This is a genomic window from Paenibacillus puldeungensis (genome assembly GCF_042678945.1).
Taxonomy (GTDB): domain Bacteria; phylum Bacillota; class Bacilli; order Paenibacillales; family Paenibacillaceae; genus Fontibacillus; species Fontibacillus puldeungensis.
The window spans coordinates 16907-36569 of record NZ_JBHTLM010000029.1; the positions used below are offsets into that span (position 1 = coordinate 16907).

General features: G+C 48.5%; 21 protein-coding genes and 2 riboswitches. Of the genes, 10 read left to right on the top strand and 11 right to left on the bottom strand.

Annotated features, from left to right (window positions below; translation table 11 throughout):
- The first annotated feature begins 42 nt into the window (after positions 1 to 42).
- Entirely contained in the window at positions 43 to 747 is a 705-nt protein-coding gene (gene rluF, locus ACFQ3W_RS24020; protein WP_379321766.1) for a 23S rRNA pseudouridine(2604) synthase RluF, read from the top strand.
- Positions 748 to 826: 79 nt separating this feature from the next.
- Here the strand turns inward: rluF and motB are convergent, their stop codons facing one another.
- On the bottom strand, positions 827 to 1633 hold the full coding sequence (motB, locus tag ACFQ3W_RS24025; protein WP_379321767.1) for a flagellar motor protein MotB: 807 nt from the start codon (positions 1631 to 1633) through the stop codon (positions 827 to 829).
- Complete coding sequence (motA, locus tag ACFQ3W_RS24030) at positions 1617 to 2420, bottom strand: flagellar motor stator protein MotA (protein ID WP_379321768.1); 804 nt, start codon at positions 2418 to 2420, stop codon at positions 1617 to 1619. Before motA ends, motB begins: the two co-directional genes overlap by 17 nt.
- Positions 2421 to 2613: 193 nt before the next feature.
- Between motA and ACFQ3W_RS24035 the strand changes: the two genes are divergently transcribed.
- Entirely contained in the window at positions 2614 to 2907 is a 294-nt protein-coding gene (locus ACFQ3W_RS24035) for a hypothetical protein (protein ID WP_379321801.1), read from the top strand.
- Positions 2908 to 3158: 251 nt separating this feature from the next.
- A complete protein-coding gene (locus tag ACFQ3W_RS24040) occupies positions 3159 to 3458 on the top strand; it encodes a 4a-hydroxytetrahydrobiopterin dehydratase (RefSeq protein WP_379321769.1) in 300 nt (99 codons plus the stop codon).
- Between the two features lie 79 nt (positions 3459 to 3537).
- Here the strand turns inward: ACFQ3W_RS24040 and ACFQ3W_RS24045 are convergent, their stop codons facing one another.
- From ACFQ3W_RS24045 to ACFQ3W_RS24070, 6 genes are all read right to left on the bottom strand, one after another.
- Positions 3538 to 3900 carry a c-type cytochrome gene (locus tag ACFQ3W_RS24045; protein ID WP_379321770.1) on the bottom strand — a complete coding sequence of 121 codons (363 nt, stop codon included), beginning with the start codon at positions 3898 to 3900 and terminating at the stop codon, positions 3538 to 3540.
- Positions 3901 to 4071: 171 nt separating this feature from the next.
- The gene (locus ACFQ3W_RS24050) at positions 4072 to 4560 is read right to left on the bottom strand and encodes a GNAT family N-acetyltransferase (RefSeq protein WP_379321771.1); all 489 of its coding nucleotides are present in this window, start codon (positions 4558 to 4560) and stop codon (positions 4072 to 4074) included.
- Between the two features lie 265 nt (positions 4561 to 4825).
- Positions 4826 to 5308 (bottom strand): C40 family peptidase, encoded by a 483-nt coding sequence (locus ACFQ3W_RS24055; protein ID WP_379321772.1) that lies wholly within the window; start codon positions 5306 to 5308, stop codon positions 4826 to 4828.
- 4 nt (positions 5309 to 5312) lie between these two features.
- Positions 5313 to 5453: riboswitch (cyclic di-AMP (ydaO/yuaA leader) on the bottom strand.
- Between the two features lie 248 nt (positions 5454 to 5701).
- Positions 5702 to 6193: a C40 family peptidase gene (locus ACFQ3W_RS24060; RefSeq protein ID WP_379321773.1), complete on the bottom strand. Its 492-nt coding sequence runs from the start codon at positions 6191 to 6193 to the stop codon at positions 5702 to 5704.
- A gap of 4 nt (positions 6194 to 6197) precedes the next feature.
- Positions 6198 to 6335: riboswitch (cyclic di-AMP (ydaO/yuaA leader) on the bottom strand.
- 221 nt (positions 6336 to 6556) lie between these two features.
- Positions 6557 to 7387, bottom strand: a complete 831-nt coding sequence (locus ACFQ3W_RS24065; protein ID WP_379321774.1) for a hypothetical protein — start codon at positions 7385 to 7387, stop codon at positions 6557 to 6559.
- A 48-nt stretch (positions 7388 to 7435) separates the two neighbouring features.
- Complete coding sequence (locus ACFQ3W_RS24070) at positions 7436 to 9439, bottom strand: M1 family metallopeptidase (RefSeq protein ID WP_379321775.1); 2004 nt, start codon at positions 9437 to 9439, stop codon at positions 7436 to 7438.
- Between the two features lie 183 nt (positions 9440 to 9622).
- Between ACFQ3W_RS24070 and ACFQ3W_RS24075 the strand changes: the two genes are divergently transcribed.
- Positions 9623 to 10135: a YwhD family protein gene (locus ACFQ3W_RS24075; protein ID WP_379321776.1), complete on the top strand. Its 513-nt coding sequence runs from the start codon at positions 9623 to 9625 to the stop codon at positions 10133 to 10135.
- A 208-nt stretch (positions 10136 to 10343) separates the two neighbouring features.
- Here ACFQ3W_RS24075 and ACFQ3W_RS24080 read toward each other — a convergent pair whose 3' ends face one another.
- Positions 10344 to 10484 carry a hypothetical protein gene (locus tag ACFQ3W_RS24080; protein WP_379321777.1) on the bottom strand — a complete coding sequence of 47 codons (141 nt, stop codon included), beginning with the start codon at positions 10482 to 10484 and terminating at the stop codon, positions 10344 to 10346.
- Between the two features lie 359 nt (positions 10485 to 10843).
- Here ACFQ3W_RS24080 and ACFQ3W_RS24085 point away from each other — a divergent pair, with 359 nt between their 5' ends.
- Positions 10844 to 11071, top strand: a complete 228-nt coding sequence (locus tag ACFQ3W_RS24085; RefSeq protein WP_379321778.1) for an Imm74 family immunity protein — start codon at positions 10844 to 10846, stop codon at positions 11069 to 11071.
- 304 nt (positions 11072 to 11375) lie between these two features.
- On the opposite strand, the gene ACFQ3W_RS24090 is transcribed toward ACFQ3W_RS24085, so the two are convergent.
- Both ACFQ3W_RS24090 and ACFQ3W_RS24095 read right to left on the bottom strand, forming a co-directional pair.
- A complete protein-coding gene (locus ACFQ3W_RS24090; RefSeq protein WP_379321779.1) occupies positions 11376 to 12056 on the bottom strand; it encodes a DNA-3-methyladenine glycosylase in 681 nt (226 codons plus the stop codon).
- 73 nt (positions 12057 to 12129) lie between these two features.
- Positions 12130 to 14217, bottom strand: a complete 2088-nt coding sequence (locus tag ACFQ3W_RS24095) for a transglycosylase domain-containing protein (protein WP_379321780.1) — start codon at positions 14215 to 14217, stop codon at positions 12130 to 12132.
- Between the two features lie 238 nt (positions 14218 to 14455).
- Between ACFQ3W_RS24095 and ACFQ3W_RS24100 the strand changes: the two genes are divergently transcribed.
- The 5 genes from ACFQ3W_RS24100 (at position 14456) to argS (ending at position 19657) form a co-directional block, all read left to right on the top strand.
- Positions 14456 to 14731 (top strand): hypothetical protein, encoded by a 276-nt coding sequence (locus ACFQ3W_RS24100; protein ID WP_379321781.1) that lies wholly within the window; start codon positions 14456 to 14458, stop codon positions 14729 to 14731.
- Positions 14732 to 14902: 171 nt separating this feature from the next.
- The gene (gene speE, locus ACFQ3W_RS24105; protein WP_379321782.1) at positions 14903 to 15730 is read left to right on the top strand and encodes a polyamine aminopropyltransferase; all 828 of its coding nucleotides are present in this window, start codon (positions 14903 to 14905) and stop codon (positions 15728 to 15730) included.
- 602 nt (positions 15731 to 16332) lie between these two features.
- Positions 16333 to 17382 (top strand): hypothetical protein, encoded by a 1050-nt coding sequence (locus ACFQ3W_RS24110; RefSeq protein ID WP_379321783.1) that lies wholly within the window; start codon positions 16333 to 16335, stop codon positions 17380 to 17382.
- Between the two features lie 174 nt (positions 17383 to 17556).
- Complete coding sequence (locus tag ACFQ3W_RS24115; RefSeq protein ID WP_379321784.1) at positions 17557 to 17976, top strand: DUF1934 domain-containing protein; 420 nt, start codon at positions 17557 to 17559, stop codon at positions 17974 to 17976.
- Position 17977: 1 nt separating this feature from the next.
- Positions 17978 to 19657: an arginine--tRNA ligase gene (argS, locus tag ACFQ3W_RS24120; protein WP_379321785.1), complete on the top strand. Its 1680-nt coding sequence runs from the start codon at positions 17978 to 17980 to the stop codon at positions 19655 to 19657.
- The last annotated feature ends 6 nt before the right edge of the window (positions 19658 to 19663 follow it).

The window sequence follows — 19663 nt, forward strand, 5'->3', positions numbered from 1 at the left end:
GCTTGTATGAACATAAACTGACGGGGTGACATTAGGTAAAATATGCGGATTAATAAATTTATTAGTGAAACAGGCTTTTGCTCTCGGCGGGAGGCGGACAAGCTCATTGAGTCCGGGAAGGTGACGATCAACGGAGTAACGGCTGTTCTCGGCAGTCAGGCTGAGCCAGGGGACGATGTGCGGGTTAGCGGAAGATCTATTGAGGGGAAACGCTCCGGGCACGTGTATATTGCTCTAAACAAGCCTGTTGGCATTACAAGTACAACGGAGCACCACGTTAAGGGGAATATTATCGACTTTATCGGACATGAAGAGCGTATTTTTCCGATCGGACGCTTAGATAAGGATTCCGAAGGATTAATTCTACTCACCAGCGACGGGGATATTGTGAATAAAATTCTACGTGCAGAGGGCAAACACGAGAAGGAATACATCGTTACCGTCGATCGACCGATTACACCGAGCTTTCTCAAGGCCATGAGCGAAGGTGTGAAAATATTAGGGGGGATGACCCTGCCGTGTAAGGTTAATCGAATCACGGACCGGGTGTTCCGGATCATTTTAACGGAAGGGAAAAACCGTCAAATCCGCAGAATGTGCAGTGCACTGGGATACGAGGTTCGGAAGCTTCAGCGGATCCGCATCATGAACATTCATTTAGGCAACCAAAGGGTTGGTACGTGGCGCGAGCTAACTGAGCCGGAGAAGAAAGAGCTTGGTGAGGCGCTGAACTACAAGCTGATCTAACAGTATATTGGCCATAGGCCTACTTAACAAAGGGACAAGCTCTCATGAGAGCTTGTCCCTTTGTATTTAAGCTTTCCTGTTAATGTGCCACGGTGACGCCAAGTTGCTGATCACTATCCACATATTTGCGGATGATAGAAACTTCAACCCGGCGGTTCTGCGCTCGGCCTTCGGCCGTATCGTTGCTGGCGACTGGATGATATTCCCCGTATCCGATGGCGCTGAATTTTTTCGGGTCAAGCTTTTCGTTAAGGAGTAATACCTTCATAAAATTAAGTGCCCGAACCGAGCTTAAATCCCAGTTGGATGGAAATTCATAGTTATCGATCGGCACGTTGTCCGTATGGCCGGATACGATCACTTCATAGTCCGGGAACTTCTGGAGCATCGTCGAAATCGCTTTGGCCAGCATCCGAGCGTCCGGTTTCACATCTGCCTCCGCGGAAGGGAATAGGGCTTTATCACTAATGGTGATCATGAGCTGAGACTGATTCAGTTTGGTTTCAAGATCGTCAGTTAACCCGTTGTTCTTGATGTAGGTATCCAGTTGTTTCTTGAGAGCCTCCAGATCCTCCTGCTCTTTCTTTGCCAGCTGGTTCTTCTTGGTGATGAGATCACTTGAGGCTGATTTAGTGGTTTTGCTTTCCGTGTTCGCGTCGCTTGTGCTCTTACTCATAGAACTTTGATCAAGGACACCGCTTCCGCCGGTGAGTACGCTATTGAACGCTTCAGCCATTTCTTGAAACTTCTGTACGTTGACGGTACTCATACCGAACAATACGATGAACATTGCGAGTAGCAGTGTCATCAAATCGGAATACGGCAGCAGCCAGCTCTCATCGGAATGCTCCTCGTGATCCTGGTGCTTTTTATTCTTTTTGCTCACCCTCACCCGCCCCCTTTTCTAGAATCTCCGCTCGTTCGGCAGGGGTTAAAAATACAGCCAGCTTTTGCTGGATGGCGATGGTGGAGACGCCGGATTGAATCGAGAGTAATCCCTCAACCATCATTAAACGAATCTCCATCTCTTTCTTGGAGAGTCGCTTCAGCTTATTGGAAATCGGGTGCCACAAAACATAACCTGTGAAAATACCGAAGATCGTTGCGATAAATGCTCCGGAAATAGCGTGGGACAACTTCGCAATATCGCTCATATCCGAGAGGGCCGCAATCAGACCAACAACCGCACCGAGAACACCGAGGGTAGGCGCGTACATCCCGGCTTGGGAGAAGATCAACGCTCCGACTTTATGACGTTCTTCTGTGGCTGCGATGTCTTCCGTCAGCACATCCTGGACAAACTCCTGGTCATTACCGTCGATAATCATCCGCATGCCGCCGCGAAGGAAATCATCGTCGATTTCCTCGACCTTGGCTTCGAGCGCAAGCAAGCCTTCGCGCCGGGTAATGGTCGCCCATTCCGTAAACAGCGTGATAAGCTCGGCCTTGGTGATCATCTTTTGCTTCACGAATGTCATCTTGAGCAATATAGGGAATTTCTTCAGCTCGGCCATCGGGAAGGCCATGAAGAGCGTAGCCGCGGTCCCGACGAATATAATGACAAAGGCCGCAGGGTTGGAGATCAGGCTGTGAATCGGCGCCCCTTTTAGAAACATCCCTAAAATGAGCGAGACTATTCCGAGAATAAGTCCAATAATTGTTGAAATTTCCATTATGCACCTCGTCCTTGAGATAGATTGAACCTTGCTTTGCCTATCCGCATCCTTGCGGAGAAGCGGCAACACTTCCTGCCTAAAAAACGATTTATCTACTTTATCGACAGATTTGCCTTTTTTTTTAAGTGGTTTTTTCCGGTATAATAGGATCAAAGCCTAGATGATGATGGCTGAAAGGGAGGAAACCGCAGTGGGCGTAAAGCATGGAAGAGATTATGAATTTATTTTGGCTGATTTGACAGAAGCGGTTGGCCGAATTTCCGATAGCTATCTATTTTTTGAGATGGATCCCCTGGAGTGGGAAGTACTGCAAAACAAGGACCGACTGGAGGTGCAGGAGGCACTTGCAGAGGATTTATTCTTTGCCTTAGGGACAGAGCCAATGATTGAGGTTGGCAGTGCTATGGTTATTTATGATCCGGAGGGACACCGTATCAATTTTCTGATCGGTGAGGAGGAGTTAACCTCCGTTACTTTAATATAATCTGCTTAGAACAGCTAGTCTTATTCTGATTTTGTTTGTACTCTTCTCCATGGTAAAATACTGAATATCGAGGGTCTTGATAAACGGGTGCGTTTCTGGCAGGCATGTCTGTAACCACCGTAGAAGCATGAAGGGATTAGCATAGGAATACAATAAAACGAGGACGTAGCCGGAAGATGAATCTTCATGTCCTAGTGCGCTAACGAATCCTTTATCATCAGTTTTTTTGAAGAGAACGGGGAGGAAGAATTATGCCGTTTACATCACAAGAAGTAGAAGCTCATTTGGAAAAGCTGGACGGTTGGGAGCTCGAGGAAGGCCGATGGATTGTCCGTAAGTATATGTTCTCCAATTATATGAAAGGGATTGCATTTGTCGATGAGGTGGCTGCAATCTCGGAGGCTTTCAACCACCATCCCTTTATTACGATTGATTATAAAACGGTAACGCTTCGGCTGACCTCTTGGGAAGACGGAGGAATTACAGCAGTAGATATAAAGGAAGCGCAGCAGTACAACGAAGCGTTTGAGAAAATGCGCGCTGCCGACTAACAAGCCAAGGAGTCATTCTTCAGTAAAAATGCCCACCGGGAACCTGTAAAGTTCTCGGCGGGCATTTTCTCTTATGTTGTTATTTCTTGTCTGCAAGCCACATAGCGACGTTAGCAATTTCTTCTTCCTTCAGCCGATCCTTGAAAGAAGGCATCGATCCGCCACTCTTGCCTTTGGTGATGATTCCGTACAGTTGCTCAGCCGACAGTTGAGAGCCGATCTTTTGGAGATTCGGGCCTATCGCTCCCTGCAACGCGTCGCCGTGGCACGAGATGCAGTTTGCTTTAACCGTGGCTTCCGCCCCTGCGGCATTCATCGTAATTTCAGGCAATGTCGGTTTAGCTTCTTGCTCGGCCTGTTCCCGGCTAGGTAAGGTGAACATTAATACGATGGCCAAAGCACACGCCGCAAAGAACAGTCCGCTCATGATCCATTTCTGCATTCCGATCGCCCCTCCTATGTAAGCTACGTTTTCCATTATAACGGAACATGCCGTCAGATCATAGCCTTTGTGTCAAAATAAGGAACGATTTTAGCCCATAATTCACAAAAATTGTATTAAAAATCATAGACGCTACGATAACGTTGCTATTAGCTTTTCTGGTTAGTCAAACTATTTTTGGTACACCATGCAGTAAAAAGGTTTAGAAATGCCTCCGGGAGTCATTTTCTCGTATAGATCAGTGATCATAAAACCTGCTTTTTGGTAAGCGCGGATCGCTCGTGTATTCCAGGTCAACACTTCGAGGTCTATTTCATTGTCAGGCGTTCGGTGCAGCGCTTCCTCGACGATAGCTTGCACAAAATCCTTACCCCACCCATAGCCACAAAGCTCAGGCTTCATCCCGATGCCAAGCCGGGTAACGCCCTCCAGAGGGAAATATTGAGCAAATCCGGCGAGAATATCATTCTCATCCACTACGGACACATATTGCTCCGATCTTATTACGGGATTGCCGAATTCTACGTCGAGCGCTTTCATTTGTTCCCACGGGAGCCAACTATAGATATCATAAGGAGAGTGATAGCGCCAGGTGCAAATTTCCGCGCCGTGGGATTCCTCCATGGGCACGATGTGAAACGTTAGAGTCGGTTTATTCATTTTTCTCCTCCTTTGACCAGTAGGAATACGATGATACAACCGCTGGTTTCCTTAACCTCACTGTAACGGGTATTACCCCTATTGTAAAGGTTTGGAAAGAGAGGACTAACAAGGATTTAGGTTAAATACCGTAAGTTTCCAGCAACCTTTCTAAGCCCTTCTGCGTTATATAGTCGGAGCTGATAAAAAAAGAAGCCACAAGCGATTCCAAAGGAGAATCACCTTGCGGCTTTCGGTTCATGAGTAGGTCCATTTATTCAAGAAATTACAGCTCCGATGCATAGACGGAATATCCGTATTTGCTCAGAACACGTTTAGCACCAGCGTAGCGTATCTTATAATATTTGCTATTTAGCTTATCGATTCGGATCCCTTTGGAGGCCGAGGCGTGTGCAAACTCTCCGTCTCCGACATAAATACCTACATGCGATATTTTTCCTTTGCCCTGCGTTTTAAAGAAGACGAGATCGCCTGCTTTCAGCTGGCTTTTGGATATTGTGGTTCCTTGCTTGAACTGGGCAGTCGATACGCGTGGGAGCTTGATCCCCATTTTACTAAACACATATCTGGTAAATCCGGAGCAATCAAATCCTGAAGTACTGGTTCCACCCCACTTGTAAGGCGTTCCATACACGGAATCGACGATACTGCTTAATGGTGTTGATGAAGCGTGCGCAGAACCGCTACCGGCTCCCATACTGAATAAAATAGCCAAACTCGTTACCGCTGCTGTCAAAGTCTTTCTCAAGATGTCAAACTCCTTCCAAGGCCTGCGAGGTTAGCTTAAGGGTTCGGTTGAAGGTTCCCTATGATCCCTCTGAAGCAAGATCAATTCACCCTGGTGTATGGTTCCCCCGTTCCCCGGGTGCGTAGGAATTCGGCAGTTTCGTGTAGTATGCACCCCAAAACGACGTCGCTAACACTAATTACAAAGTTGTTACTATTTACTCTGGTTATTTTACCAGGGTCGTCCAGAATTGACAAGGCAAAATAATATTTATGCAGAAAAAGGAAATTCTTGTCCTCGTTTCAAATATCGAAAAACCGGTTAACGTATTTTAAATAATAAAAAAATATAACGAAAAAACCCGCAGGGACGATTGTTGTAATCATCTCTACGGGCTTTATGTAGGTGTTACTTTTACTCTACGTTATCTTGATCTCCGCCGTCTGTAGCCACGTCTTCGTATTTGTCGGTACTCATAATTCTTTTAGCACCAACATAACGTTCAACGTAATACTTGTCACTGAGATTGCTGATCACTACGCCTTTCGAAGAAGAGGCATGTGCAAATTTACCATCGCCGACGAATACACCAACATGGGAAACGCCTTTGCCGGAAGTATTAAAGAATACCAGATCGCCAGCAATCAACTCATCTTTGGATACGGCAGTTCCCATTTTATATTGAGAGCCGGATTGGTGAGGAAGTTTAATACCGAGATGAGAAAATACATACTTCGTAAATCCAGAGCAGTCGAACCCGGATGTACTCGTTCCGCCGGAAACATAATCGGTACCAATTGCTGAGCTAACGACATTGTCCAATTTAGAATCCGCGAAAACGCTACCAGTTCCGATGGTGAAAAGCAAGGCAAAACTTACTGCAGCTACGGTTAAACGCTTTTTCAAGAAGTTATGCTCCTTCCAATGCCTACGAGGTTAGCTTAAGGATTCGGTTGAAGGTCCCCTATGATCCCTCTATTACGAGATCAATTCACCCAAAGTGGTTCCCCCGTTTCCCCCGGTGTAGGGAATTCGGCTCTGATTTCACACCTGAAATTAAGTATTCGACACCCAATGCTAAATTCCTGCTAAAGGTGACAAAATTAATTACAAAACTGTTACTGAATTTGTGTTGCTGTTATTGTAACAAAGCCAGGTATCTTTTGGCAATGGTTAATTTACAAGATTTTGAGACCAAAATATAACACAAGGCCCCCGCAAATTAGCGAAGGCCTTGTGTTTATTAGGATTGGAAATGATGAAAAAAAATTAACTATTTTGTGTCTTTGCTTGCCAAAGTTGATATTGAGAGGTTACTCGCCAAATTTTAAAGGTACTTCGAAAGAGAGGATAGGTCTGTTGAAGAATTAATGCGAGCATTCCGGTCCAGAACCATGAGGCCGCACCAAACAGCAGAAAGAGAAGAAGACCGAAGGCGCAAAGAAGGAGTGAAATTCCGATTCCCTCAAGAATATGCTTAAAACAGAGAATTAAAGAGTTCCAGATTCCGGATTTAAACAAATAGCCGAACTGGGCGAAAAGCAGGGACTGGCGGACTACCCAGCCATAAGTGAGCCACCCCAAAATGTATGCAAGGGCAATGAGCCATGGAGTGGCACTGCTGTTAGTGCTCAGAATTTTTGGCCAAAGGGACGTTAATCCAGGTACTACCCAAAGGGCCGGTAACAAAATCAAGACGAGCTCGATCAAGTAGAACAGTGAAACAGGTTTCCACCATTTTTTCATCCCTTGGAAGAGGGGAAGGCCGTTCGCCCGGCTCTCCGCAGGAACAAGCCCGTAGAGAATCCCGGCCTGGAAAAGAGGGGTTAGCAGCAGGCGAAGTATAGCCATCCCAATCAAAAGCCCGAGGTAAAGACGAATTTCCGGGCTGCTACTCAAATTAATCTCCCCCTCTAATAAGAACAGAATCCGGCTGAGCCCCGTTGGGGGAGGGTCTGGGTATCTTTGCAGCAGTGCTGTTACGGCGGTATCGACAAGTCGGTAAAGGAACAGTCCCCAAAGGAGCTGGTACAAGAACAGTATGATGACAGAGGGAAATTGGCTTTTTACCAAGCCCAAACCTTGACGAATATAGGTCATTTTTTTTCCTGCCCTCCTAAAAAGATTGAGCTTGCATTGAAAAGCAGATCACCATAGGAGCGTCCCGAGTAGAGCTTCAAGCAGCTTGGAGACACTCATATTGGAACGGGAACGGGTCGGCTCAGGGATCTCGGCTTTTAAGTAGTTGTTGATGTGTTTATTTTCAACGACGAGCGTATAGTTGGGATCGATCTGTACCCAAGCTACAGGTTCCTTGTACTTCAGCTTCAGCTCTACGCGGTCGTTCTCCCCGTTCCACTGCTTACGGACGCTATGCCCATCCTTGAAGGTAATGAGCAGCGGAACCTTAGGGTGAGTAGCCCCTTTACGCGAGATGATGACTTTCGATTCATAGATTTGCCCGCCCTCTTGTTGGCGAATAGGGGACACCTTGATAGCATCAACAGAGAAATCGGCCATCTTACCATCGTAGACGTATTGCGAGAAATAGGACTTCCAGCTGCGCCCCGTCGCCTGCTCGACGACACGCTGGAAATCGGACGTCGTAGGGTGCTTGAACCGATATCTGCCGCTGTAAGCAGAAAGAATCCTGTTCATTGTACTGCTTCCAACTTGCCGCTCGATATCGAGAAGAATCAATTTGCCGCGGTAATAGACGTTTTTAGCATAGTTATCCTGGCTATATTTCCAGGCATTCTGGGTCAGCGGAGCCGGCGAGGAGATCAGGGCCGCCTGGATTGGCAGATTCGGGGCTAATCCGAACTCCTGCTCCATCAACTTATCTTCAGCGTAGGAGGTGAAAGCTTCGTCCAGCCATGCCTCTTCAAATTCGTTGCTTGCGATCATTCCGTAAAAGAATTGATGCCCGATTTCGTGAATGACCGTTCGCTCTAACTCGTCGTAGCCGGGGGAGTCACTGTTTGCGCCAAAGGCGGTCACGAGCGTCGGATATTCCATGCCCCCAGCTCCGTTCCCCGCAGCAGGCGGGACAACGACGGATAGCGTAGAGTATGGGTAGCGGCCGTACCATTTGCTGAAGTTGGACAGCGCAACCTTGGCAGCGTAGAAATAACGTTCCTTTAGATCCTTATGGGCGGGGTCCAAATATAGCTTGATACGTACGCCCGGAACCTCTGGAGAGGAGAACGGCTCTTCCGCGTAGATAAAGTCAGGCGAAGCAGACCAAGCAAAATCATGAACATCGTCGGCGTAATACTGTACCGTTTTGCGTCCGTCCTTGACTGCAGCTTTTTTCGTCTGAAAACCGGTGGCGGCCACGATGTATGTATCCGGCACATTGATCCTCACGTTGTATATGCCAAAATCGGAATAAAACTCGGAGTTCCCGTGATATTGGTGCAAGTTCCAGCCCTCCGTCGTTCTTCCACGCGTTCCCACAGGCTCATAGACGCTGATCTTCGGAAACCACTGCCCTGCCATTACAAAATCCCCAGCTGTCCCCATACGGGCAAAAATTTTCGGAAGCTTGACCGTGAATTTCATCCGAAGGGTTAGACTGTCGCCTCCTTGAACCGAAACGGGCAGGCGAACCTTGGCTAAGGTTTTATCCTTCGTGTTGCCGTCGTCGGGCTGTACATATTGAATCCGGTGGAGCAGGGATATTCCGTCGGTCGTTCGCAGCTCGGTAATTTCCATAGAGCCAAAGCCGTCTTTGGGCATGACGTCACCACGGAGCTTGCCGCCGGATTCCTTCATAAATGTCGTATCAGAGGAGGCAAAGGCGTTAGGGTACAGATGAAAATATACTTCGTTAATCGTTTTTTTGCCGGGGTGCTTCCAGGTTAACGTCTCCCAGCCGGTCAGTGTATCCTTGCTCTCATCCAGTTTCACATCAATGTGATACTCGGCAATCCGGTTGCTGAGTATCTCCGCTTTTGGCAGCTGGATACTTTCTGTTTGCGGCACTGGCGGCGGTGTTTGTCCAGTTTTCTGGACAGCCTTGGGCTTGACCTTATCCGGAGCGAACGAAGACTGGGATTCAGGCCCGGCGTATAAGCGGTAACCGATCGTTCCGAGGGTGAGGCATAAGGCAATAGCGAAAATACTGTAGGTTATAGTACGTCGGGTCATACAATGGATACCTCCCGTTGACAAGCATCTACAGCATGTATATGTTTGCATTTGGCAGATTATTAGCTAAAATTGAATTAATCTAAAATCGAAAAAAAGAGTCTAGCTACAGCAGGTAAATAGCCGCTCTGCAAGGAGAGGTGCAATTGCAAATTGCAGGTCTGTGGGAAATTGGAGGGAATTATGGATCAATCACCGAAAACGGGGAAAAAGATATTTTCCTTAAATATCATCAGCAACGAGGAAAAAAGCAAGCACAAAGGATTTGGCGCCGGCTCTATCGATTTGAACAGCATGTCGCCGGTTATTATCGACGGGGATGAGGTTTACATCGATATCGGGGCGATGCACGCGAAGAGTAAAGTAGAGAAAGGAATTAAGTTCTCGACGAATCGCGAGGATGTGCCAGGCGGACGGCAGGTATGGCTCGTATGGGTCGCTGTGGATCGCGGGGAAGAGGGCCAGTTTTACGGCGGCATGACGGCCTGCGAGATGTGGATCGATACGGAAGCGCGGCGGGGCTGGAAAATTCTTGCCGACCATGTAAACAAAATGGATTACGCTCTCAAACGTAGAGTCATCTTGGATGGGTTGACGAGTGAGCAAAAAGCCGGGCTAAAGCGTCTGCTGACGGAGACGAATAGCGAATGGTGGGAACGGTCCCCGGATGCGCTGAAAGCGGCTCTGGAGTCCTAAGCGTGCGGATGAAGTTAGAGTGTTGGGAATAGAATGTTAGAAAAAAAGAAAGCGATAATTCGCTGGCATGAAGCCGCGGGTTATCGCTTTTTTGTAAGTTGTTGATAAGTGGACGGTTACTTGGACATATCAAACGTCTTGTGGACAACTTTGCTTGATCCGATGGCCTTCCAGTCAGATTTCAGGATGGAGCCATCGCGTCCAAGTATTACTCAACGGGCTCTTGTTTCGTTTTATCAGCAGCGACTGTAGCTGCAGGACGCAGAGGCGGAACGGCTCCTGCGGTGACTGCCAGGGACAGGACGAGAGCGGCTGCCGCAACTTTGGCAAAAGATTTCGAGTGCTTCAACTTTCATTGCCTCCTAAATCACGTGTTTTACACATAAGTGCGAAATACTACGTAGATTTAGACGGAGCAGAGATCGAAAAGTTGTGCCACAATATGGAATTTAATTAAAAATTTGTTTGCTTGTCTGGAGATTTTGATTGCACGGGGCCACCCGCTGGAGATCAACGGCCGAATGAATGAGCAGCCCTCAGCTATTATATAGAAGTGCTGCGTCTTGACCGTAGTCCAGCCACTGAATTTCCTCCTGCATTTCGATTAGTATTGTCGACTATTTTAGAATGACTGATAATTTGTTACCAGGATGATAATATCAGCGCTTAAAACGGTGAATGGCATTTACCTAAAAGGAGGTGCAAGGTATGGTCAAAATAACGGGTACACGTTCATACATCAAAGTTCAAATGGATGGAAAAGTAGTAAAGATTCCTGGTGAAATGATAGTTGGGGGATTTATTGCCTACAAGGATGCAATTACAGAGTGGGAGGAGCCTTATGGAGAGCCGATAGGTGTGGAAATAAGGGAGGAGTTAATTAAGCGAGTGGTTAGTAAAACAAAGGACTCCAATTTCGTAATTGTGTTTGAGTAAAATTAATTTCCCCAGTTTGAGTTAATTGCATTTTATACATTTATTTCACGCCCATACTTGGTTTTCGGAAGAGTAAATGCAAAAAGTACAGCTAAATGGTCACATTAGGATTGTAGACACGGAGTTAATCACGAATAGATGTACTTTTTACAATTAGTCGAGCAAGTTTCGGGATTTCGGGCAATTTAGATGCACTTTTTACATTTATCGTACACAGGTATGCGGATCGCGGCAAAGGTAATAGACAAATTACATGTGAAAAATACCTTGTATTGAAAAATGCCATTCGAGCAACTTTTCCAGACTACTCCCCACCCAGCTCATTCCAAACCTCAGCCTGCTTATCGATGATCGATACATAGCGGCTTTCGCGCAGGTAAAAACGCCACGGCTTGGCCGCGTACTCGGCGGCGTAGGCGATGTTGACCCGGGGCGCCTGCATTATGGCGCCAGCCCCCGCTTTCGCTCCGGCCCCTGCCTCCAGCCACAGCGGTGCGCCGGGCACCGTGAGCGGCTGGCCGTTCAGGGACTTGTCGATGCCAAGCGCCCGGCACAGCTTGCCGGGACCGCCGGATAAGTCGACCGGCCTTCGGGCCGGTGTGCCACGGTGCTCCCGCATCAGCGCCTCGTCGGCCGGAGTTAGCGGCTCCACGGCCCGGATCAATACCGCCTGCGGGTCATCCGCCGCGCCCATGACTACATTCAGGCAGTTATACATGCCGTAAATCAAATAGATGTAAGCGACGCCGCCCGCGGCGAACATAATTTCCGTGCGTGCGGTTCGCCGTCCCCCAAAAGCGTGGCTGCCTTTATCCTCTACGCCGCCGTAGCTCTCCGTTTCCACGATGCGGCAGCGAATGTCCCCGCTTTCCGTACGGCGGACAAGCGTATGCCCAAGCAACAAAGGCGCAGCCTCCAAGGCTGTGAGACGATAAAAGTCCGGCGGCAAGGGTTGCCCTGCCGTCATTCCAACAAATTCAATCATACTTCGAACGTATCCCCTTCAGTGGAAATTGGAAAAATGGAACCCTGCCATTATCGTATAAAACTCCGGCGATTTAGTCCATCCACCAACGCTTCAGATCGCTCCACCAGGAATGGCTTTCCTTCTCGTCCTTAACTGGCACCGGTACAGGCTCCGCCTTACCTTTACCATGTTCCTCGCAAAATTGCGTCGGTTCTGTTCCTCGTACAAAGACCTCCAGCTTCTTTTCGGGACAGTCCGCTGTCGCCAGCTTGCCAGTTTCCGGGTCGATATACACGCTCACAACGTCATCGGGAATCGGGAAAATTTTCGGCGGCACCTTTTCGAGCGCCTGCTCGGTATATTTGGCGAAAATCGGTGCAGCCTTGCGCGATTCCGTCGTACCGAGCGTCTTTCCCTTATCGTATCCGACCCATACGGCTGTGGAAAGCTCCGGCGTAAAGCCAACCAGCCAGGCATCGGTGCTGGTCGTACCGGTTTTGCCGGCAACCGGGCGTTTGATCTCGTTAGAGACCCGGTTCCCCGTACCACCGGTTTCAAATACGCTCTCCATCAAGCGCGTCAGCACGTACGCGGCGGCTGGCGGCACAATTTGTTCGGATTTCTCCGGTTCGGCCTCATACAGCACATGACCCTTTTCGTCGGTGATTTTGAGCACGGCCACCGCCTTAACATTCCGGCCTTGATTGCTGATCACGGCAAAGGCCGTAGCCATCTCAAACGGGCTGATCGGGGACGTGCCCAGCGCGAGGGAAGGTACCGGCTGCATCGGACTGGTGATGCCCATTTTTCGCCCCATTTCAATCACCTTTTCCGCACCGACGGTCAAAATGGTATTTACGGCATAAATATTGTCCGAGGCAGCGATCGCTTGGCGCATATCGATCTCACCTAAATATTTGTCACCAAAATTTTTCGGACTGTACGTTTTCCGGTTATCGTCATAGTGAAACAGCGTCGGCTGACTGCTGAACTTGCTGGCGCCCGTCATTTTCCCTGATGCTAAAGCCGTTAAATACATGATCGGTTTGAAGCTTGAGCCTGGCTGGCGTGTTTTGGCGAATACATGATTATATTGGCTTTCCGTGTAGTTGGCGCCGCCTACAAGCGCCCGGATATGGCCGTTTCTCGGATCGATGGAGATCAGGGCGGCTTCGAGCTCCGGCGTACTGGCGAGCTCCGAAGAAACTGCGGCCTCGGCGGCTTTTTGCGCATCCGGGTCAAGCGTTGTATAAATGTTTAATCCGCCATGTTCCAGCATCGCTTCATCAAAGCCGAGGTCTCCAATAACGATATTTTTCACATAATCGCGAAAGTAAGGAGCCTTGTCCACGGGTGGGCGCTGTTTGGGAGATTGAAATTTAAGCATTTCATTATAGGCCTGGTCAGCCTCTGCCTGGGTAATGTCTCCCGTATCGACAAGCGCCGACAGCACCGTGCGCTGGCGATCCTTCGCATTTTTCATATGATTGAGGGGCGAGTAATAGGTGGGTCCTTTGGGTACTCCAGCCAACATGGCGCTTTCAGCAAGGCTTAAATCCTTCGCGTGTTTGCCAAAATACATTTTTGCAGCCGCTTCAATCCCGTAGGCTCCGTGCCCGTAGTAAATTTCATTCAAATACATACGTAGAATATCGGCCTTACTGTACTTCATTTCAAGCTGGGCGGTGTAGATGGCCTCCTTCATCTTCCGAGACCACGTACGCTCATGCGACAAGTACAGGTTGCGCGCTAATTGCTGCGTCAGCGTACTAGCTCCCTGCACCTTACCCATTTCCTTGAGATTGACAAGAACCGCGCGGGTCATGCCTTTGAGATCAAAACCAAAATGCTTGTAAAACTGCCGGTCCTCTGTCGCAAGCGTCGATTTGATCAGCCATGGAGAGATTTGCTCGAGATCCACATTTTCACGGTTCCGGCCTCCGTCGGAGAAAACCGCAATCGTGTCTCCTTTGCTGTCGATGAGCAGTGAATTCCGGTCCGAGTCCGCAAGCGGTAGGTCGGCCTGGTACAAATAGAGCAGCAAGATCCCGGCGGCACATAGACCAAGAAGCCCGGCACCCAGCATAAACTTAAACAGGCGCACGAGCCGGCGTGGTTTTCGGTGATGGTATTTATCACTCCGAGCGAGTTTTTGCACGAAAGGGTCCCTCCTTTCCATCCGAAGCGGTGTGAAGCGCAGCCACCTTGTCATAACAGGTCAAACCTGTCGCAAGGGGCAGATCAAAGGGCAACGAGCTTCATTGTCTTTTTAGTATGGGAAAGTTTGGGTCAACTCATTCATAAAGAGCTAGAGGGATGAACCGATACTGTTGCAGCAATTAGGAAAATTATGTATAAGTAGTAATATCAACGGGGGAATTATTTGATTTTATTTGGGTAAAGGTGGCCTAAATGCGATGGAAAAAAGAAATAAGGTGGCTCTTGCTGTCTCGCTAATCATTATTTCACTAACAACTGCTATAACTGCATGCGATCATACACCTTGGCTGCAGACGCGAACACAGATTACTGAAGTGCCAAATCATTTGCCCTACCAAGCTATGAAGAACAGTACAGACTCTAGGGTTACAGAAAAGAAGGACACGAATTCAGGCAGCATATCGTTGATTAACCGGGTCACGCAAACGGGTTACAGTGCTTACACTGGATCTTTTACGACGGTCCCCGAGTAGGGCTACCACCCCCTTCCCATTTTGTGATATTATCGATGTTCTTTGGTACAATATAGGATGTGAAACTCGGCGAGATGTGAATCGGAAAAAAGCCCCCATAGCTTGAGGCTGTGGGTTGAATATGACGGTTGAAACACGATACAAGATAATCGGAAAGAAGGTAATCATACGATGGAATTGTGGTTTACGGAGAAGCAGACCCCTGTTTTTGGCATTACGGCAAAAATTCGCGAAACGTTGGTCACGGAAAAAACAGAGTACCAAGACTTGGCCATGATCGACACCGAGGAGTTCGGCCGCATGCTTGTCCTTGATGGCATGGTCATGACAACGATTAAGGATGAGTTCGTTTATCATGAAATGATGACACATCCAGTGCTCTTTACGCACCCGAATCCGAAGCAAGTGCTTGTCGTTGGCGGCGGCGACGGCGGGGTGATTCGTGAGGTGATCAAGCATCCTGAGGTCGAAAAAGCGGTACTCGTCGAAATTGACGGGAAAGTGATTGAATATTCGAAAAAATACCTGCCGGAAATCGCCGGTGAACTGGACAACCCTAGGGTTGAAGTGCAAGTGAACGACGGCTACATGCATATTATTGAAAGCAAAAATAAATACGACGTCATCATGGTCGATTCTACGGAACCGGTAGGACCGGCTGCGCCCCTCTTCGAACGCGGGTTCTATCAAGGAATTTACGAAGCGCTGAAGGATGACGGCATTTTTGTCGCGCAAACCGACAACCCTTGGTTTAAGGCGGATTTGATTCAAAAAGTAAACAAAGACGTGAAGGAGATCTTCCCGATCGTTCGGGTTTATGGCGCCAACATTCCAACCTATCCAAGCGGACTTTGGACATTCACAATGGGCAGCAAAACCTATGATCCGCTTGAAGTGGACGAAACGAAAATTCCTGAACTGGATACCAAGTACTACACCTCACGGATACATAAAGCGGCTTTTGCGCTGCCTAAATTTGTGGAAGACCTTGTAAAGTAGGGGAAACTGCCAAATGAAATTGGATCAAGCATATTCCGGCAACGTGTTTAGATCCTACTGAGCAAACACAAATCGCCGCGGCCAAGCTGATCTGCGAAATACTGCTCGGATTTGTGGAGTGAGACGAACGATTACGGACCCGTGCGGCATTAGAACGTACAGATATAAGCACATGAACACGTAAAAGAAGCACCCGTTATGACCTTTGTAGGGCGTTCGGGTGCTTCTTTGTGGCGAAATTCGAGTGACTGCTAAAATAGAGGTAAAAAATGGCCCTATTTGCCGAATAGAGAGGCAGCTAGCTGAAATAGGAGAGTTTTTTGGCCCTATTTTAGCAGATAGGTAGGAAATGAGACGTCTTTCAGGCGCATGGCGGTGAATAGGTACATAAATATCCCTTATTTTTCGAATATAGTGTCAAAGGGGTGAAATAGGGCCAATAAATACCCTTATTTCTATTCAGCCGCAAATAAGTGCCTAGGACTTTTTGAATAAGTCGTAAGGAGGAAAACATGCCATTTGCACCATGAGCTCAATAATCAAATTATGATAGTATGATTTATGTCACGAACGATGAATTTAAGGTAGGTGTCCTTATAAATATGAACAGATCGTCGCGCAACGTCCTTGCGTGGTTTATGATTTTTGTAGTCGTTTTGGTTTCCTCTTGGCTCTTTTACGGACCTTCTGAGGATAAATCGGGCTCATCCTCGGAAAGTTCCAAAACGGTGAAGACGACCGCAACCGCAATCGCAACAAATGAGGAAAAAGAAAATGCCTCCAATAATACAGCATTGCCGGAGAAATCTCCAACGGATTCTGCGGCAAAGGAAACGGATCAAGGTGAAGTTAAATCCCCGTATTTGTTGGATCATCTTCCGTTTAAGGAGGATGAAGTAAAGGTCATAACTGTAAAAATGGAAGGTTCGAGTAAAAAATTGCCCGAGGAAGGGCAACACTCTGTTCTGCAATCACTTCGACTTACAGATATGAAGGCCGCGGCTGCTGAAGCGGCTCCTTCTGGAGAAGCTGCGAAGAAAGCCCAACTGCATTTTACTTTGAACAAGAACAGTACAAGCTTTGATCTCATTTACAACCTAGCCAACAATTCGTTCGAGTATGATGGGCATACCTATTATGCCGATGACCAGGTTCTATTGCTGATGCAAAGCTTGTCCGGAGAACAGTCTGAAGTTGTGACACTGAGTACTTTGCAGGAAAGGGCTCAGGCTGAGGAACGAAAGACTGGCAATACTACCGCCGAAACAGAAGGTTTGGAAGCCAGTCAGGCTCTGGTGGACGGGTTGGACTACGAGAGCTGGGAGAAGCAGCTGGCGGAAACGAAATCATCGAATGATATCGTTTGGGAAATGCCGTATTACGACGACGGAATGGGGCAAGTGAAAAAGGCCCGAATCTATAAGGACGGCGTACTGGAGCTAAATCGGTTGATCGTATTCACGAAGTCTAACCATCAAACGGCAACCGGGGTCAAGGTAGGATTAACCAAAGAGAGCGTGAAGGATAAGTTAGGCTCCAAGGGACTGAAAGTAGCCAGCAGATGGAGATACAAAGTTGGCGATTATTATCGGTTCCATGTCTATTTCCAGGACGAAAAGGTTAAATATATCGCGATATCCCAGCCGCTGTGATATGAAGAGCGCCGCTATAGTAGCGGCGTTTTTTGTGCATGTAAGGCTTTGTCTTAAGGCTTCGCGTATTGAATTGGCGGGACGAACTGGATATAGTAGTACAGTAAGGAACGATTGTAATAAAGAGTGCGGTGAGCGATCACCATCTCAATAGAAGAATGGAGAATGGATGTTATGCCGGAGATGAGCCCGGTCCTAATCGTGCTGACAAGCCGTCAGGGAGAGGAAGAGACGGTACAGTCTTTTCACGGGGAAGCCGCGCTGCGTAAGGACACCGTGTACATCCGGTATACGGAACCCGAGGAGGGGACGGACGGCGGAGTGATACGTGCGATGGTGAAAATAACCGATCATGAGCTCAAAATTATGCGTCACGGGGTCGTGGAGTCGGAGCAAACATTTCGTAGCGGACAGCAGCTTCCTGGGTTTTACCGTTCCGCATTGACCCGTTTTCACTTGTCCACCGATACCCTGGCGCTAGAGTCCCGATTGAATGGCGTGTCCGGCATGGTGACTTGGGAATACGATTTGTACGTTTACGGTGAGTTATCGGGACATTTTGTTATCAGTTTACATATACAGGAGGAAGTTTAGAATGCCACAAAATCCATTGGAACAAATGAGTCAGACGCTGAAGGACGCGATCCTCGAAGCGATCGTTCAAGCCGGGCTTGCCCAGCGTGAGGAGATTCCGGCCATTGTGCTGGAAGTGCCGAAGGACAAAGCACATGGAGATTTTGCTACCAATGCCGCCATGCAGCTGACACGGATCGCAAAGAAAAATCCGCGTCAAATTGCCGAGGAGATCCTTGGAAAGTTCGACTATACGAAAGCGGGCATCGAAAAGGCGGAAATCGCCGGCCCGGGCTTTATCAATTTCACACTCAGCAAAAGCTATCTGTACCCGATTCTTTTGCAGGTTTACCGTGAAGGTAATAATTACGGGCGGACCGAGCAAGGACAGGGTAAAAAAGTTCAGGTCGAATTCGTCAGCGCCAACCCGACCGGCAGCCTGCATCTGGGACATGCCCGGGGCGCGGCCGTAGGCGATGCGCTCTGTAATGTGCTGGATTTTGCCGGCTATGACGTTACACGTGAATACTACATTAACGATGCCGGGAACCAAATCGTCAACATGAGCAAGTCCATTGAAGCAAGGTACCTTCAAGAACTGGGGCAGGACGCCGAAATGCCGGAGGATGGCTACCACGGGGAAGACATCAAAGGGTTCGCAAAAGAGTTGGTCGCTGAGCAAGGCGATAAGCTCCTTACGATGTCGCCGGAGGAACGGGCAGCCTTCTTGCGTAAATTTGGACTCGAGAAGGAACTCGCGAAGATCAAGCGCGACCTTGGCCGTTTCCGGGTGGGCTTTGATGTTTGGTTCAGCGAAACCTCCTTGTATGAGAACGGACAAGTCGAAGCCTCGCTCGAAGAGCTGCGCTCCAAAGGGCAAATCTATGAGCAGGACGGCGCGACCTGGCTGAAGACGACCGAATATGGCGATGACAAAGACCGCGTACTGGTGAAAAATGACGGAACCTATACTTATTTGACGCCGGATATCGCTTACCACCGGAATAAATACGACCGCGGCTTTGACCGCATTATCAACATTTGGGGCGCCGATCATCACGGCTACATCCCTCGTGTGAAAGCGGCTATGCAAGCCATCGGCAAAGACCCTGAGAAGCTCACCGTGCTGATCGCCCAAATGGTCAGCCTATTCCAGGACGGCGAGAAGGTGAAAATGTCCAAACGTACGGGCAAAGCCGTAACGATGGTTGACCTTATGGATGAAGTAGGCGTCGATCCGATCCGTTACTTCTTTACGATGCGCAGTATGGATTCGCATCTTGATTTTGACATGGACCTCGCCATTTCGACGTCCAATGAAAACCCGGTTTATTATGTGCAATACGCGCACGCCCGGATTTGCAGCATCTTCCGTCAAGCCGAGGAGCAAGGGATTGCAATTCCTGCACCGGAAAACGTCGACCTTACCAAGCTGACGGCCGAACACGAATTCGACCTGCTACGCAAGCTCGGCGAGCTGCCGGAGGAAATCGCTGTAGCTGCAGACAACTACGCACCGCATCGTCTGGTGCGTTACGTGTATGAGTTGGCCGCGCTGCTGCACAGCTACTACCGGGCCGAGCGCGTCATCACAGAAGACGCGGAGCAAACCGCGGCGCGTCTTGTACTGCTTGGCGCAGTCCGCACGGGACTGGCCAACGTGCTTGCTTTGATCGGCGTGTCCGCGCCGGAAAAGATGTAGAAACAC

Excerpts from the sequence above, each read along its gene's own strand:
- rluF (WP_379321766.1), top strand. The coding sequence starts at position 43 with ATGCGGATTAATAAATTTATTAGTGAAACAGGCTTTTGCTCTCGGCGG.
- motA (WP_379321768.1), bottom strand. The coding sequence starts at position 2,420 with ATGGAAATTTCAACAATTATTGGACTTATTCTCGGAATAGTCTCGCTC.
- ACFQ3W_RS24040 (WP_379321769.1), top strand. The coding sequence starts at position 3,159 with ATGCCGTTTACATCACAAGAAGTAGAAGCTCATTTGGAAAAGCTGGAC.
- ACFQ3W_RS24045 (WP_379321770.1), bottom strand. The coding sequence starts at position 3,900 with ATGCAGAAATGGATCATGAGCGGACTGTTCTTTGCGGCGTGTGCTTTG.
- ACFQ3W_RS24050 (WP_379321771.1), bottom strand. The coding sequence starts at position 4,560 with ATGAATAAACCGACTCTAACGTTTCACATCGTGCCCATGGAGGAATCC.
- ACFQ3W_RS24065 (WP_379321774.1), bottom strand. The coding sequence starts at position 7,387 with ATGACCTATATTCGTCAAGGTTTGGGCTTGGTAAAAAGCCAATTTCCC.
- ACFQ3W_RS24070 (WP_379321775.1), bottom strand. The coding sequence starts at position 9,439 with ATGACCCGACGTACTATAACCTACAGTATTTTCGCTATTGCCTTATGC.
- ACFQ3W_RS24075 (WP_379321776.1), top strand. The coding sequence starts at position 9,623 with ATGGATCAATCACCGAAAACGGGGAAAAAGATATTTTCCTTAAATATC.
- ACFQ3W_RS24085 (WP_379321778.1), top strand. The coding sequence starts at position 10,844 with ATGGTCAAAATAACGGGTACACGTTCATACATCAAAGTTCAAATGGAT.
- ACFQ3W_RS24090 (WP_379321779.1), bottom strand. The coding sequence starts at position 12,056 with ATGATTGAATTTGTTGGAATGACGGCAGGGCAACCCTTGCCGCCGGAC.
- ACFQ3W_RS24095 (WP_379321780.1), bottom strand. The coding sequence starts at position 14,217 with ATGGAAAGGAGGGACCCTTTCGTGCAAAAACTCGCTCGGAGTGATAAA.
- ACFQ3W_RS24100 (WP_379321781.1), top strand. The coding sequence starts at position 14,456 with ATGGAAAAAAGAAATAAGGTGGCTCTTGCTGTCTCGCTAATCATTATT.
- speE (WP_379321782.1), top strand. The coding sequence starts at position 14,903 with ATGGAATTGTGGTTTACGGAGAAGCAGACCCCTGTTTTTGGCATTACG.
- ACFQ3W_RS24110 (WP_379321783.1), top strand. The coding sequence starts at position 16,333 with ATGAACAGATCGTCGCGCAACGTCCTTGCGTGGTTTATGATTTTTGTA.
- ACFQ3W_RS24115 (WP_379321784.1), top strand. The coding sequence starts at position 17,557 with ATGCCGGAGATGAGCCCGGTCCTAATCGTGCTGACAAGCCGTCAGGGA.
- argS (WP_379321785.1), top strand. The coding sequence starts at position 17,978 with ATGCCACAAAATCCATTGGAACAAATGAGTCAGACGCTGAAGGACGCG.